Raw genomic sequence first — 14135 nt, forward strand, 5'->3', positions numbered from 1 at the left:
GCGTTGACACGTAGACACCGCCGGAAGAAATCACTGATCGCTTACGGAGCCGCCGCCGTCGTGCTGGCCTCCGTCGCCACCTACGGCACCATCGCCATCGCGACACCGTCATCCGGGGGCGGGACGGACGCGAAGGCGGATGGCTCCACCACCTCGTTGCAGGACGCCTTCGCGTCCGCGGCGAAGGAGTTCAAGGTCCCGCAGAGCGTGCTGATGGCCGTTTCGTACCAGCAGACGCTGTGGGAAGCGCACAACGGACAGCCGAGCACCACGGGCGCGTACAACGTCATGGGGCTGACCCAGGTCGAGCCCGAGGACCTGGAGGAGTCGAGCACCGCCGACAAGCTGGCGGAGGTGAACCTCAGCGGCGACCCGGCGGTCACCAAGCACTTCAACGCCGCGCGGGCGCTCAAGTCCGACCCGGCGAAGGTGAACACCGACGACCCGCGGCTGCACACGCTGGACGCGGCGGCCAAGCTGACCCGTACCTCGCAAGAGGACGTACGCACCGACGAGCGGCAGAGCGTCCGCGCGGGCGCCGCGCTGCTCGCGCGGTACCAGAAGGAGGCCACCGGCTCGCTGCCGGCCGACCCCGGCCAGTGGTACGCGGGCATCGCGCGCTACAGCCAGTCGACCGACCCGCAGGGCGCGCAGCTCTTCGCGGAGCGCGTGCTGGGCTCGGTGAAGACCGGCGTCAGCCGGGTCACCACCGACGGCCAGTCGCTGACGCTGCCCGCCGACCCGACGGTGCGCGTGGTCAAGCCCGCCAAGGTCCCGGTGACGGCGACGTTCGCGAGCACGGCGGCCGTCCCGACCCCGGAGTGCCCGGCCGAGCTGCACTGCACCTTCGACCCGGCCGCCTACGCCAAGGCCGGTTCCGCGGCGGACGACTTCGGCAACTACAACGAGTCGAACCGGCCCGCCAACGGCGAGGACATCCGCTACATCGTCATCCACGACGCCGAGGGCACCTTCGCGGGCACCCTGGCGACGTTCAAGGACGTGTCCCGGTACGCCAGCGCCCACTACGTGGTCGGCGGCCAGGGCCAGGTCGCCCAGGCCGTGGAGACCAAGAACGAGGCGTGGCACGCTGCCAACAAGACCGTGAACATGCACTCGGTCGGCATCGAGCACGAGGGCTACGCGATCAAGAACGGCCAGTGGGTCTCCGAGCAGGAGTACCAGTCCTCGGCGACGCTGGTGAAGTACCTGGCCGCGAAGTTCAACATCCCACTGGACCGTGAGCACATCATCGGCCACGACGAGGTGCCGGGCGTGCTCGACACCAACGTCAGCACGCAGCACTGGGACCCGGGACCGTTCTTCGACTGGAACCACTACATGTCGCTGCTCGGCGCGCCCGACGGCGCCGGCGGCGCGGGCGGACCGGTCAAGGCCGGCCAGCTCGTGCGGGTCGTCCCGCCGTACAGCACGGCGAACCAGCCGAAGCTGACCAACGGCGGCACCGCGGTGGCCGCGCAGCCCGCGAACTTCCTGTACCTGTACACCTCGCCGTCCACCACCGCCGCGCAGCCGACCGACCCGTACGTCGGTACGGGCCCGCTGCCGACCGAGGGCTCCAACTGGTCGAACAAGGTCCTCGCGGGCGGCGCCTACGTCGTCGCCGAGGCGCAGAACGACTGGACGGCCATCTGGTACGGCGGCAAGAAGCTGTGGTTCCGCAACCCCGGCGGCCAGTACACCTCGGTCGTCACGCCGACCAGCGTGATCACCCCGAAGACCGGCGCGACCTCGATCCCGGTCTACGGCCGGGCGTACCCGGAGGACGCGGCGTACACCGGCACCAACGTGCCGGTGCAGTCGCAGAACAACGCGTCGCTGACGAAGTACAGCGTGCTGTCCGGGCAGGCGTACCCGACGGCGGGTGTGCAGAAGGCGGGCGACTACTGGTTCGCGGGGACCTTCGCGGGCACCGCGGCCGGTGACCGCACGCTGGTGCAGGGCAAGACGAACCTCTTCTACCCGATCCGGTACAACCACCGGATCGCCTGGGTGAAGGCCAGCGACGTCCAGCTCAAGACCAGCACGGCGGCGGACTCCGGCACCACGCGCTACAACCTGCTGGCCCGCGACGCCTCCGGCGGCCTGTACCAGTACCAGGGCACGGGCAGCGCGACCACGCCCTTCTACACGAAGTTCAAGGTCGGTCCCGGCTGGCAGATCTTCAACACGGTCACCGCGATGACCGCGCTGCGCGCGGACGGCACCGGTGACCTGGTGGCCCGCGACACCTCGGGCGTGCTCTGGTACTACCAGGGCAGCGGCAAGCCGTCCGGGCCGTTCAAGGCGCGGCTGAAGACCGGGGCGGGCTGGGGCGTCTACAACATGATCATCGGCGCCCGGGACATCACCGGGGACGGCAAGCCGGACCTGATCGCGCGCGACTCCTCGGGCAACCTGTGGCTGTACAAGGGCACGGGCAACCCGGCGGCGCCGTTCGCGGCCAAGGTGAAGATCGGTCCCGGCTGGAACATCTTCAATATGCTGATCAGCACGGGTGACATCACCGGCGACGGCAAGGCGGACCTGCTGGCCCGCGACACCGCCGGTGTGCTGTGGCTGTACAAGGGCACCGGCAGCCCCACCGCCCCGTACGCGGCGCGGGTAAAGGTCGGCGGCGGCTGGAACGCGTACAACACCATCGTCGGGGTCAGCGACCTCAACGGCGACGGGAAGCCGGACGCCGTGGCGCGGGACGCCTCGGGCACCTTGTGGTTCTACAAGGGCACCGGGACCGCGACGGGCGGACCCTTCGCTGCCAAGTCCCAGATCGGCGGCGGCTGGAACGCGTACAACCTGCTGTTCTGACCCACCGCCGCCGCGCGTGACCACGGGCCCGGCCCGCGGGTGGAATCGGCTGTCCCACCCGCGGGCCGTGCGCTAAGGTCGGCGGTATGAACGCGCCGACAACGACGATTCAGTCGCTGAACCAGAACTGGTGGTGGACCGCTCCTCCGGCGGCCCACTGATCGCGCGCACGACACTTCGCGAAGGCCGCCCCCAGGGGCGGCCTTCGGCGTTTCCCCGCCGGGCCGGCCGCCCCTTCCGAACTCCCTTGGAAGGAACCGCCGTGCACGTCACCCAGCCCACCCCGCACGCCCTCGTCGAGCGCCTGACCGCCCCCGGCTGCCCGCCGTTCGCGCTGCTGCACCGCCGTACGCCCGGCCGCCCGGACGCCGTGGTGGAGGTGCTGCTCGGCCCGGTCGGGTCCGTCGAGCGGCTGGCCGACATCCCGCTGCCGACGGGTGCGCCCGCCGACGGCTCCCCGGCCACCGACGCGCTCGCCCTCGTCCCGTTCCGGCAGATCCGCGAGCGCGGCTTCGACGTCCACGACGACGGCACCCCGCTGACCGTCCTGCGGCCCGACGAGTCGTACGCGTTCGCGCTCGCCGACCTGCTGGCCGCGCTGCCCGACCGCGAGGTACGCGTCGAGGGCGGCGACTTCGACGTGGACGACGACACGTACGCGGGCATCGTCGAGCGGGTCATCGAGGACGAGATCGGGCGCGGCGAGGGCGCCAACTTCGTGATCCGCCGCACCTTCCGGGGCACGGTCGCCGACCACGGCCCGGACGCGGCGCTCGCGCTCTTCGCCCGGCTGCTGCGCGGCGAGCGCGGCGCGTACTGGACGTATGTGGTGCACACGCCCGAGCGCACCCTGGTCGGGGCGAGCCCCGAGGTGCACGTACGGATGTCGGGCAGCGCGGTGGTGATGAACCCGATCAGCGGCACCTACCGCTATCCGGCCGAAGGGCCGTCGGCCGAGGGGCTGCTGGCGTTCCTGCACGACCCGAAGGAGGTGGAGGAGCTGACGATGGTCGTGGACGAGGAGCTGAAGATGATGTGCACCGTCGGCGACCTCGGCGGGGTCGTCGTCGGCCCGCGGCTGAAGGAGATGGCCCATCTCGCGCACACCGAGTACGAGTTGCGCGGGCGCTCCACCATGGACGTGCGTGACGTGCTGCGCGAGACGCTGTTCGCCGCGACCGTGACCGGCTCACCGGTGCAGAACGCGTGCCGGGTCATCGAGCGCTACGAGCCGGTCGGGCCCGACGGCGCGGGGCGCGGCTACTACGCGGGCGCGCTCGCCCTGCTCGGCCGCGACGCGGGCGGCGCGCAGACCCTGGACTCGCCGATCCTCATCCGCACCGCCGACATCTCCCCGGCCGGGGAGCTGAAGGTGCCGGTCGGCGCGACCCTCGTCCGGCACTCCGATCCGTACGGCGAGGTCGCCGAGACCCACGCCAAGGTCGCCGGGGTGCTGACCGCCCTCGGGGTCCGCCCGGCCCCCGCGGCCCCGGCGAGCGGGGTACGGCCGAGGCTGGCCGACGACATCCGGGTACGGGCGGCGCTGGACGCCCGGCGGGCGCACCTCGCCCCGTTCTGGCTGCGGATGCGGACCGCGCGCACGGACGAGGCGCCGCCGGCCGGGCACGCGCTGGTGGTGGACGGCGAGGACACCTTCACCGCGATGCTCGCGCACGTCCTGCGCTCCTCGGGGCTGGCCGTGACGGTACGGCGCTTCGACGAGCCCGGTCTGCGGGAGGCCGCCCTGGGCCACCCGGGGCCGGTCGTCCTCGGCCCCGGGCCCGGCGACCCGTCGGACACCGCCGACCCCAAGATGCGGCTGCTGCGCGGCCTGGCGGCCGATCTCGTCGCCCGGCACCGGCACGGCATCCTCGGGGTCTGCCTCGGCCACGAACTGCTCGCCGCCGAACTCGGCCTCGACATCGTCCGCAAGGCGCGTCCCGCGCAGGGTGCCCAGGAGCGGATCGACTTCTTCGGGCGCCCCGAGACCGTCGGCTTCTACAACACCTTCACCGCCCGCTGCGCCCCCGGTTCCGCCGTCGCGGAGGAACTGGCCATGCACCAGGTCGAGTTGAGCCTGGACCCCGCCACCGGCGACGTCCACGCCCTGCGCGGCCCCGGCTTCGCCGGCGTCCAGTTCCACCCCGAGTCCGTCCTGACCCTGAACGGCCCCGCCGTGGTGGCCGAGCTGCTGACGTCGGTGACGGTCGCCTGAAGGTCCGCTCGGCGGGCGGCGGTTCCTCGTTTCGTTCCTCAGGGGCGCGAGGAACCGCGCGGCCACGTCCCACCGGCCGGTGGGAGGGATCAGACCGCGAGCGGCTCGGCCTGCGGGGCGAGTGCCGCCACGCTGTGGCTGATCGCGCAGCTCCCCGCGCTCCTCGGGGGCAGCGTCATGAGCGCGGTCACCGCACGCAGCATCGACGCGCCGTCCGCCGTGCCGTCGAGCACGAGATCGGCACGGGCCCGGGACGGGGCGACGTAGGCCGCGTGGCGTTCGCGTCCGCTCTGAAGGTAGTTGAGGAGGGAGAGCCGCGGGTCCTGGCCGAGGACGTCGATCTTGCGGAGGATCTTCCGGGCCAGCCGGATGTCGTCCGGCGTGTCGACGTAGACGCGCCAGGTGGCGCGGGCGACGACGGCGGGGAGGGTGAGGGCGAACAGGCCCTCGACGACGACCAGCCGGTACCGCCCGCCGGAGGTCGCGGCGTCGACGGCCGCCGTGACGGCCCCCTCGTCGATGGAACCCGGATGGTTCCAGTCCAGCGTGTCGGCGCCCGAGGCGCTCCGCGTACGTACCCCGCGCACAGGATCGTGCGCGGGGACGTAGAAGTCGTCGAGATGGATGAGACCGACGGTCTCCGGGTCATGCCGCGCCAACGCCTCGGCAAGCGTGGACTTGCCGGATGCGGTGCCGCCTGCGACCGCCAGTAGGGGCACGTGCTGCCCACTCGCCACACCCGTCATACCGGGCGCTCCTCATGTGCTCAATGGGGGGAAACGAAGCGGCGGGACTGGACAGGTCCGATGCCGGGTGGAGGGAGAATAGGGCGAGGAGATCGCTGGTGACAAGCGGTGTCGGGCAAGCGACGGGCAAAAGAATTTCCGGCGGGGAGCAGCCCTAGCCGAAGAAGACGCCGACCTCCTCGTAGAGCAGCGGATCGACGGTCTTGATACGGGCGGTGGCGTCCGCGATCGGCACCCGGACGATGTCGGTGGCGCGCAGCGCGACCATCGTGCCGAAGTCCCCGTCGCGGACCGCCTCGATGGCGTGCAGGCCGAAGCGGGTGGCGAGCCAGCGGTCGAAGGCGCTGGGGGTGCCGCCGCGCTGGACGTGGCCGAGGACGGTGGTCCTGGCCTCCTTGCCGGTGCGCTTCTCAATCTGTTTGGCCAGCCATTCGCCGATCCCGGAGAGCCGGACGTGGCCGAAGGAGTCCAGGGTGCCGTCCTTGAGGACCATGTCGCCGTCCTTGGGCATGGCGCCCTCGGCGACGACCACGATCGGCGCGTAGCGGATCTTGAAGCGGCTCTCGACCCACGCGCAGACCTGGTCGAGATCGAAGCGCTGTTCCGGGATGAGGATGACGTTGGCCCCGCCCGCGAGGCCGGAGTGCAGGGCTATCCAGCCCGCGTGCCGTCCCATGACCTCGACGACCAGGACGCGCATGTGGGACTCGGCGGTGGTGTGCAGCCGGTCGATGGCCTCGGTGGCGATGTTGACCGCGGTGTCGAAGCCGAAGGTGTAGTCGGTGGCGTCGAGGTCGTTGTCGATGGTCTTGGGGACGCCGACGACCTTGACGCCGTGTTCGTCGTGGAGGGTGGCTGCCACGCCGAGGGTGTCCTCGCCGCCGATCACGATGAGCGCGTCCACGCCCTGTTCGACGAGATTGCGCTGGACGCGCTCCACGCCGCCCTCGACCTTGAGCGGGTTGGTGCGGGAGGACCCGAGTATGGTGCCGCCGCGCGGCAGGATGCCGCGCACGGCCGGGATGTCGAGCGGCACGATGTCCCCTTCGAGGGGACCGCGCCAACCGTCCCGGTAGCCGGTGAATTCGTACCCGTACTCCTGGACGCCTTTACGGACGATGCCGCGAATGACCGCGTTGAGACCTGGGCAGTCACCGCCGCCGGTCAGAACTCCGACCCGCATGGACTCTTCCCTTCGTCGCAAGCCAGCTGTGCCGGATGTGACAAACACCGGCCAAGCTAGCGTGACTTGGGTCACATGTCGCCGTCCAGGTCGCCGTCAAGACCGGCCTCGATCGCGTATCGGACAAGCTCGACGCGATTGTGGAGCTGGAGTTTGCCGAGGGTGTTCTGCACGTGGTTCTGCACGGTCCGGTGGGAGATGACCAGGCGCTGCGCGATCTGCTTGTAGCTCAGGCCCTTGGCGACCAGCCGCAGCACCTCGGTCTCGCGTTCGGTGAGCCGGGGCGCGGCGGGTTCGCCGGTCGTGGCGGGCGGCGGCACGGTCGCGAGCCTGCGGTACTCGCCGAGCACGAGTCCGGCCAGGCCCGGTGTGAACACCGGGTCGCCGACGGCGGTCCTGCGCACCGCGTCGACCAGTTCGTCCCGGCCCGCGGACTTCAGCAGATAGCCGGTGGCACCGGACTTCACCGCCTCCAGGACGTCCTCGTGCTCGCCGCTGGCGGACAGCACCAGGACGCGTATGGCGGGGTCGTCCGACATGACCTGCTTGCACACCTGCACGCCGGAGGCGCCGGGCAGGTTGAGGTCGAGGACGATCACCTGCGGGCGGGCGGCGCGCGCCCGCCTGATCGCCTCGGGGCCGTCGCCCGCGGTGGCCACCACCGTGAAGCCGGAGTCGGACAGATCGCGGGCCACGGCGTCGCGCCACATGGGGTGGTCGTCGACGACCATCACCGTCACGGACTGATCGGTCATGCGGTCCTGCTTCCCTCTGTCTCGCTGAGTACGGGCACGGGCCGGGACACGGAGTCAGGGCCGGATACGGGCGCGGGGTCGGATACGGGTGCGGGGTCGGTGTCCTCCGGCTCGGACACGGGCGGGGGTCCGGGCTCGGACACGGGCGCGCGGTCGGGGTCGGGCTCGGCAGCGGGCTCGAACGCGGGTGCGGGGTCGGTGTGCTTCGACGGCCCCCTGGGCAGCCGCAGTTCGACCTCCGTGCCCTGGCCCGGCACCGACTCCACCACGGCGGTGCCGCCGAGGTCCCGCAGTCGGCCGCGAATCGACTGGGCGACACCGAGCCGCCCCTCGTCCTCCGCCGCGGCCAGCCGCCCCTCGGTGATGCCCGGGCCGTCGTCCCGCACGCTGACCAGCACCGCGTCCGGCTCGTCCTCGACCAGAATCCAGGCGTGCGCGCCGTCACCCGCGTGCTTGCGCACATTGTCCAGCGCCGCGCCCACGGCGGCGGTCAGTTCGGCCGCCGCGTCCGGTGCGAGCAGGACGGGCGTGCCGGGCGCGGACAGCGTGACGCTCGCCGAGGCGTACGGCGTGAGGAGCGTGGTGAGGTCGTGCGGGCCTGAGGTCAGGGCGTCACCGGCGCCGCGCGCCTCGGGCAGCGGGCCGCCGGTGATCAGGGTGCGCAGCGCGGCCTCCTGCTCGCCCGCCATCCGGCCCAGCTCCGCGGCCTCTCCCCCGGCCTGGTTGCCGCGCCGCTGCACCATGGCGAGCACCTGGAGGACGCCGTCGTGGATGTCGCGGGCCAGCCGCTCGCGCTCCCGGGTGGCGGCCTCGATCTGGAGGGCGCGGGCCAGGGTGCGCTCACTGGCCCGCGCGACCTCGACCACATAGCCGATGGCGATGCTCGCCACCCAGATCAGCACGACATTGTGCAGGGTGTCGCGGCTGGGGGTGCCGCGCTCGATCAGGTCCGCGGCGGCGACCAGCGTGGAGGCGACCGCGGCCCACCGCCAGCCGCCCTTGACGGCGAAGGCCAGCACCGAGCCCGCGGTCCATATCGACGGCAGCGTGAAGGAGCCCGAGTCGATCCTGGCCTGGGTGTCGACCACGGCGGTGAGCAGGATGCCGGTGATCGCGACCGTGAGGTCGATGGTCAGGAAGCGCTTGGTGCAGCGCTCGGCCGACATCACGCGGCCGAGCGTGGACAGCGTCCACACCGCGAGCACCAGCATGTACGCACCCGCGCCGAGCGGGTGCAGCAGGTCGTGGTACGCGTAGACGTACAGCGACAGCGCGTAGCCGAGGGTCAGGACACGGTAGGCGACCAGCGCGCGCCACAGCGGCTGTTCGACGGACATCCTCATGCCGGGTCCCCTCCCCCGCGGCCGGTCACTGGCCTGCGGGCTGCTCCTGCTTTATGTCGCCGGGGCCGCCCTCGCCGGTTCCCCCGGAGCCGGAGTCCCCGGTGCCGGAGTCCCCGTCCGTACCGGATTCCCCGCCCGTACCGGAGTCGCGGCCCCCCGCCTTCTCCAGTTCGGCGGCGCGCTTGGCGGCCTCGGCGATCTGGCGCTTGGCGGCGGTGGCGTAGATGTCCACGTACTCCTGGCCGGACAGCTTCATGATCTCGTACATCACCTCGTCGGTGACCGAGCGCAGGATGAAGCGGTCGCCCTCCATGCCGTGGTAGCGGCTGAAGTCCAGCGGCTTGCCGATCCGGATGCCGGGGCGGATGGAGAGCTTGGGCATCACCTGGCCGACCGGCTGCACCTTCTCGGTGTCGATCATCGCGACCGGGATCACCGGGGCGCCGCTGGCCAGCGCGACACGGGCGAGCCCGCCGGGCTTGCCGCGGTAGAGGCGGCCGTCGGGCGAGCGGGTGCCCTCGGGGTAGATGCCGAACAGCTCACCGCGCTCCAGCACCGCGATGCCGCTCTTGACCGCGGCCTCGCCCGCGCCGCGCGCGCCCGAGCGGTCCACCGGGAGCTGCCCGACGCCCTTGAAGAAGGCGGCCGTCAGCTTCCCCTTGACTCCGGGGGAGGTGAAGTATTCGGCCTTCGCGATGAAGGTGACCTTGCGGTCCAGCATCGCGGGCAGGAAGAAGGAGTCCGAGAAGGACAGGTGGTTGCTCGCCAGGATCGCCGGCCCTTCCCTGGGGATGTTCTCCAGGCCCTCCACCCAGGGGCGGAAGGCAGCCTTGAGCGGCGAGCCGATGGCGATCTTCATCGCACCGTAGAACAACCGAGGACCTCCTGTAGCCGACGGGAAGACCTTAACGCCAGTCGGGCCCGGTCTCTCCCCACGCACCCCGGCACCGCGGCCACGCCGTGACGACATCACGGCACCGTCGTGCCGCCGCCATGAAGGTGCCATGGTCACGCCACGGCCGCCCGGGCCACGCTCGCCGCGGCCACCGACGGGGCTTACCGCTTGGTATCCGGTCCGCGTACGCTGAACCTCTCACCTTCGTGTACCCGCGATCGCGCCCTCGAACAGGAGACCCACGGTGCCGCTCATGCCCGGAGCCGAGCCGTACCGCCATGACGGCGGCGAGATCGGCGTCCTGATCTGTCACGGATTCACCGGTACACCGCAGTCCATGCGTCCCTGGGGCGAATATCTGGCCGCCCGCGGGCTGACCGTCTCCGTTCCCCTGCTGCCCGGCCACGGCACCCGCTGGCAGGACATGCAGGTCACCGGCTGGCAGGACTGGTACGCCGAGGTCGACCGCGAGCTGCGGTCGCTGTCCGACCGCTGCTCGCAGGTCTTCGTCTGCGGTCTGTCGATGGGCGGCACACTGGCGCTGCGGCTGGCCGAGCGGCACGGCGCCGCGATCAGCGGGCTCGTGCTGGTGAACCCGTCGGTGAAGGCCGACAGCCTCCAGCTCAAGGCGGTGCCCGTGCTGCGGCACCTGGTGCCGTCGGTGCCCGGTATCGCCAGCGACATCGCGCGTGAGGGCGGCGCCGAACTCGGCTACGACCGGACGCCGCTGCACGCCGTGCACTCGCTCAGCAAGTTCTGGCCCGTCGTGCACGCCGGGCTGCCGCAGGTCACCCAGCCGCTGCTGCTCCTGCACAGCAGGGTCGACCATGTGGTGCACCCGTCGAATTCGGCGGTGGTGCTCAGCAAGGTCTCCTCGACCGATGTCACCGAGCGGGTGCTGGAGCGCAGCTTCCACGTCGCCACGCTCGACCACGACGCCGAGCAGATCTTCACGGAGTCGTACGACTTCATCCAGCGGCTGTCCCGGCCGGGTGGGGAGCCCGCAGGGGACCTCGCCGAGGGCGGCGCGGCCGACGAAGCGGTAAAGGGGGGTACGGCCGGTGGCTGACCGCGAGGACGAGGGCACCGCACCGCAGGAGGAGCCGGCCCGTCCGCCGCTCGACGAGGACGCGGCGTGGGCCGCGCTGATCGCCGGATACGACGACGAGCCCGAGCCGGGGTCGGTGGCGTGGCCGGACTCGGAGAACGTCACGGAGACGGCCTCGGGACCCACCACGTCGGGCACGGGTCAGCGGCCGGGCGACCGGTCGGCGGACGGCTCGGGGGCCGGCTCCGGGCGCGCCTCGGGGAACAGCCCGGGGGACGGCTCGGCGGACGCGGAGAAGGACGGCGAGAAGGACGACGAGGGCGAGGCCGGGACCGGCACGAAGGCGGACGCCGGACGTCCCGCGCTGCCCGGCTCCAGCCGCAGCATCGTCGTGCACCCGGTCATCCAGGGTCCGCGCGACTACGAGCTGGCCGACGACGACGAGGACGCGCATTACGTGCCGCCCGAGCCGCCGCCGCTGCCCGACGCGGACGTCACCACGAAATTCGCCTGGATCGCGGTCCTGGGCGGACCGCTGCTCATGCTGGGCTTCGTCCTCTTCCAGGTCGAACTCACCTGGTGGGCCATCCTCTTGGGCGTCGGCGGATTCCTCGGCGGCTTCACGACGCTGGTCGCGCGGATGCGTACGGGAGAGGACGACGACGACCTGCCGGGCGGCGGGGCCGTCGTCTGAGGCCCCGCGTCCCTGACGAGGAGCGGCGGCGGGGCTAACCCGCCGCTTCCACCTCGGCTTCTGCCTCGGTACCGGCCCGCGCGTCCGCCCCGGCCTCCGCTTCCGCGTGGCCCTCCGCTTCCGCCTCCATCGCGGTGGCGGGTACGCGGAGCGCGGCGAGCACCGGCATGTGGTCGGTGGCCGCGTACAGATCGGCCTCGTTGACTCCGGGCAGGCCCAACGGGACCCCGCAGCCCAGCACCTCGATGCCCGGTGTGCTGAAGACGGCGTCGATCCGCTGGAACGGCGCCCGGTGGTTGGTGATCTCGGCGCCCCACGGCGCGGTGGCGTAGCCGTCCTGGAGGACGTCGGCGATCCGGGAGAAGCCGGGGCGGTCCGGCGGCTCGTTGAAGTCGCCGCCCAGCACCACATACGGCTCGCCCATCGCGGCCACCCGGTCCAGTACGTATCCGGCCTGCTCGTACCGCTCGGCGGGCGACAGGCTCAGGTGGGTGGAGACGGCGGCCAGCCGCGCGCCGCCGATCCTGAGCACGGCGGTCGCGAACCCCCGCTGGTGCAGCGGGGGCCGGTGCGGCATGAGCGGATCCTCCACCCGCTCCACATGCGCGCGGAGCGAGGAAAGGATCATCGGGCCCGCGGCGGTCGCCCCGCCGGTCACGTACACCAGGCCGGACGCACGGGCGAGGCGGGCCGCGGCCTTACGCCATCGGAAGAACCGCGGAGCCTCTTGGACGAGGACGAGATCGGGGGCGCAGGCTCGGATCACCCGGGCCAGCGCCGCCGTGTCGTCCCGCATGGAACGGATGTTGTAGCTGAGCACGCGGACGACCGCCGAGCCCCCCGGCTCGGTGGCGGAACTCGGCAGATCCTCCACTGTCATCGTGTCAGCCCTGTCGTGCCAGGTCGGCCGCGCCCACCAGCCCCGCCTTGCCGCCGAGTTGGGCGGCCAGCACCTGGGCGTGCGGACGCCACTCCCCGCCGATCAGCCAGCGCCGGAAGGACTTGCGGATCGGGTCGAGGACCAGTTCGCCCTCGTCCGACACACCGCCTCCGACGATGAACGCCGACGGGTCGAAGAGCGAGGCCAGGTCGGCCAGCCCCGCGCCCGCCCAACGGGCCAGCTCGCGGAAGGAGTCGACGGCGACCGGGTCGCCCTGGCGGGCGGCGGCACTGATGTGCCTGCCCTCGATGCCGTCGACCGTGCCGTCGCCGAGGGCGAGCAGCACTTCCGCGTTCTCCGGGGTGGCGTTGGCCCGCTGCTTCGCGTACCTGACCAGCGCGCGCCCGGACGCGTACTGCTCCCAGCAGCCCTGACTGCCGCAACCGCACAGCAGCCCGTCGGGCACGACCCGGATGTGACCGAACTCGGCCGCGACGCCGAACCGGCCGCGCCGCAGCTTGTTGCCGATGATGATGCCGCCGCCGAGACCCGTTCCGAGCGTGATGCAGATCACATCGGAATGGCCCTGCCCGGCACCGAACCGGTACTCGCCCCAGGCCGCCGCGTTGGCGTCGTTCTCCACGACCACGGGGAGCCCGACACGCTGCTCGACCTTGTCCTTCAGTGCCTCGTGCCGCCAGTTGATATTGGGGGCGAAGAGGACGGTGGCGCGCTTGTCGTCGACATAGCCGGCGGCGCCGATGCCGACGGCTTCGATCTGGTGACCGGTGCTGACCTGGCGTACCGCCTCCACGATCGCGTCGATGACGCCCTCGGGAGTCGGCGGCGTCGGCACCTTGACGGTCTCGAGAATCGAGCCTTCCTCGTCGACCACGCCGGCCGCGATTTTGGTGCCGCCGATGTCGACGCCGATGGTGAGTCCCATGTGTCCCTCAGTTTTCGGTCGATCCCCGCTTAGGAGAACCGTACCGGAGGGGAGGTCAGTCGAGGTCGATGTGTTCAGTCGGTGAACTCGGAGCGCGGTCCTCGCCCGTCCACCGCGTCTCGTGTTGGGCCACCGCAGAGCGGTATGCGGCGAGCAGTTCGGCTCCCGCGGCCGTCAGATGGTCGAACACATCCGGATTACGGTCCTTGATGGGTTCGACAACTGAACGCACCTGGGACATGACGCCCTGGGCGGCCATCTGTACCGCGGGGTTCCGCAGCGCCCCCAGTTTGTCCGTGACGGCCTCGCCGAACGCCTCCGCGAGGCGGCGCAGCTCCTCGCCCGCGCTGCCGACTCCCTGCCCCGCCTGCTCGCGCCGTCTGGCGTGCTCGGCCGCGATGTCCTCGGCGCTGGCCTTCGCCCAGGCGTCGGCGTCGGGACGTTCCGTGGATTCGCTCATGATCGGCTCCAAAAGCCGGCGCTCCGGGCTGGTTGCGTCGGCTCCCTCGACGGTACCCGACCGGCCGACGGGACAGCGGGTACCGGCGGCAGGCAGCCGGGAACGGGCAGCCGGCGCCGGGGAGCCCGGGGAGGGCCGGGG

The 14135-nt window shown here is 71.8% G+C and carries 12 protein-coding genes; 4 read left to right on the plus strand and 8 right to left on the minus strand.

Annotation, left to right across the window (positions count from 1 at the left end; genetic code table 11):
* The first annotated feature begins 63 nt into the window (after window positions 1-63).
* Both ACFY9V_RS06420 and ACFY9V_RS06425 read left to right on the plus strand, forming a co-directional pair.
* Window positions 64-2829, plus strand: a complete 2766-nt coding sequence (locus tag ACFY9V_RS06420) for an N-acetylmuramoyl-L-alanine amidase (protein ID WP_391160580.1) — start codon at window positions 64-66, stop codon at window positions 2827-2829.
* 262 nt (window positions 2830-3091) lie between these two features.
* The gene (locus tag ACFY9V_RS06425) at window positions 3092-5044 is read left to right on the plus strand and encodes a chorismate-binding protein (protein WP_391043925.1); all 1953 of its coding nucleotides are present in this window, start codon (window positions 3092-3094) and stop codon (window positions 5042-5044) included.
* Window positions 5045-5133: 89 nt separating this feature from the next.
* Here ACFY9V_RS06425 and ACFY9V_RS06430 read toward each other — a convergent pair whose 3' ends face one another.
* The 5 genes from ACFY9V_RS06430 to ACFY9V_RS06450 all read right to left on the minus strand — a co-directional run bounded on the left by ACFY9V_RS06430 (window position 5134) and on the right by ACFY9V_RS06450 (window position 9945).
* Complete coding sequence (locus tag ACFY9V_RS06430) at window positions 5134-5790, minus strand: uridine kinase (protein ID WP_391159794.1); 657 nt, start codon at window positions 5788-5790, stop codon at window positions 5134-5136.
* Between the two features lie 154 nt (window positions 5791-5944).
* Window positions 5945-6973, minus strand: a complete 1029-nt coding sequence (locus ACFY9V_RS06435) for a 6-phosphofructokinase (RefSeq protein WP_355334200.1) — start codon at window positions 6971-6973, stop codon at window positions 5945-5947.
* 71 nt (window positions 6974-7044) lie between these two features.
* Complete coding sequence (locus ACFY9V_RS06440) at window positions 7045-7728, minus strand: response regulator transcription factor (RefSeq protein ID WP_355334202.1); 684 nt, start codon at window positions 7726-7728, stop codon at window positions 7045-7047.
* Window positions 7725-9071, minus strand: a complete 1347-nt coding sequence (macS, locus tag ACFY9V_RS06445) for a MacS family sensor histidine kinase (RefSeq protein WP_391159797.1) — start codon at window positions 9069-9071, stop codon at window positions 7725-7727. The genes ACFY9V_RS06440 and macS overlap by 4 nt, the downstream gene beginning before the upstream one ends.
* Before the next feature lie 25 nt (window positions 9072-9096).
* Window positions 9097-9945: a lysophospholipid acyltransferase family protein gene (locus ACFY9V_RS06450; RefSeq protein WP_355334204.1), complete on the minus strand. Its 849-nt coding sequence runs from the start codon at window positions 9943-9945 to the stop codon at window positions 9097-9099.
* A 265-nt stretch (window positions 9946-10210) separates the two neighbouring features.
* Between ACFY9V_RS06450 and ACFY9V_RS06455 the strand changes: the two genes are divergently transcribed.
* Both ACFY9V_RS06455 and ACFY9V_RS06460 read left to right on the plus strand, forming a co-directional pair.
* Window positions 10211-11035, plus strand: coding sequence for an alpha/beta fold hydrolase (locus ACFY9V_RS06455; protein ID WP_355334207.1), 825 nt, complete (start codon window positions 10211-10213; stop codon window positions 11033-11035).
* Window positions 11028-11708 (plus strand): hypothetical protein, encoded by a 681-nt coding sequence (locus ACFY9V_RS06460; RefSeq protein ID WP_391043914.1) that lies wholly within the window; start codon window positions 11028-11030, stop codon window positions 11706-11708. The genes ACFY9V_RS06455 and ACFY9V_RS06460 overlap by 8 nt, the downstream gene beginning before the upstream one ends.
* Window positions 11709-11742: 34 nt before the next feature.
* Here the strand turns inward: ACFY9V_RS06460 and ACFY9V_RS06465 are convergent, their stop codons facing one another.
* Genes ACFY9V_RS06465 through ACFY9V_RS06475 form a run of 3 tightly spaced genes read right to left on the minus strand, consistent with a single transcriptional unit; the run spans window position 11743 to window position 13994 of the window.
* Window positions 11743-12588, minus strand: a complete 846-nt coding sequence (locus ACFY9V_RS06465; protein ID WP_391159799.1) for an endonuclease/exonuclease/phosphatase family protein — start codon at window positions 12586-12588, stop codon at window positions 11743-11745.
* Window positions 12589-12592: 4 nt separating this feature from the next.
* The gene (locus tag ACFY9V_RS06470; protein WP_355334214.1) at window positions 12593-13534 is read right to left on the minus strand and encodes an ROK family glucokinase; all 942 of its coding nucleotides are present in this window, start codon (window positions 13532-13534) and stop codon (window positions 12593-12595) included.
* Window positions 13535-13589: 55 nt separating this feature from the next.
* Window positions 13590-13994 carry a DUF5304 family protein gene (locus ACFY9V_RS06475; protein WP_355334216.1) on the minus strand — a complete coding sequence of 135 codons (405 nt, stop codon included), beginning with the start codon at window positions 13992-13994 and terminating at the stop codon, window positions 13590-13592.
* Window positions 13995-14135 lie beyond the last annotated feature (141 nt).

The organism is Streptomyces sp. NPDC008317 (assembly GCF_042955955.1).
GTDB lineage: Bacteria > Actinomycetota > Actinomycetes > Streptomycetales > Streptomycetaceae > Actinacidiphila.

What these genes read in the sequence shown, in the direction of transcription:
- ACFY9V_RS06430 (WP_391159794.1), bottom strand. Translation starts at nt 5,790, where the DNA reads ATGACGGGTGTGGCGAGTGGGCAGCACGTGCCCCTACTGGCGGTCGCA.
- ACFY9V_RS06475 (WP_355334216.1), bottom strand. Translation starts at nt 13,994, where the DNA reads ATGAGCGAATCCACGGAACGTCCCGACGCCGACGCCTGGGCGAAGGCC.
- macS (WP_391159797.1), bottom strand. Translation starts at nt 9,071, where the DNA reads ATGAGGATGTCCGTCGAACAGCCGCTGTGGCGCGCGCTGGTCGCCTAC.
- ACFY9V_RS06465 (WP_391159799.1), bottom strand. Translation starts at nt 12,588, where the DNA reads ATGACAGTGGAGGATCTGCCGAGTTCCGCCACCGAGCCGGGGGGCTCG.
- ACFY9V_RS06440 (WP_355334202.1), bottom strand. Translation starts at nt 7,728, where the DNA reads ATGACCGATCAGTCCGTGACGGTGATGGTCGTCGACGACCACCCCATG.
- ACFY9V_RS06435 (WP_355334200.1), bottom strand. Translation starts at nt 6,973, where the DNA reads ATGCGGGTCGGAGTTCTGACCGGCGGCGGTGACTGCCCAGGTCTCAAC.
- ACFY9V_RS06470 (WP_355334214.1), bottom strand. Translation starts at nt 13,534, where the DNA reads ATGGGACTCACCATCGGCGTCGACATCGGCGGCACCAAAATCGCGGCC.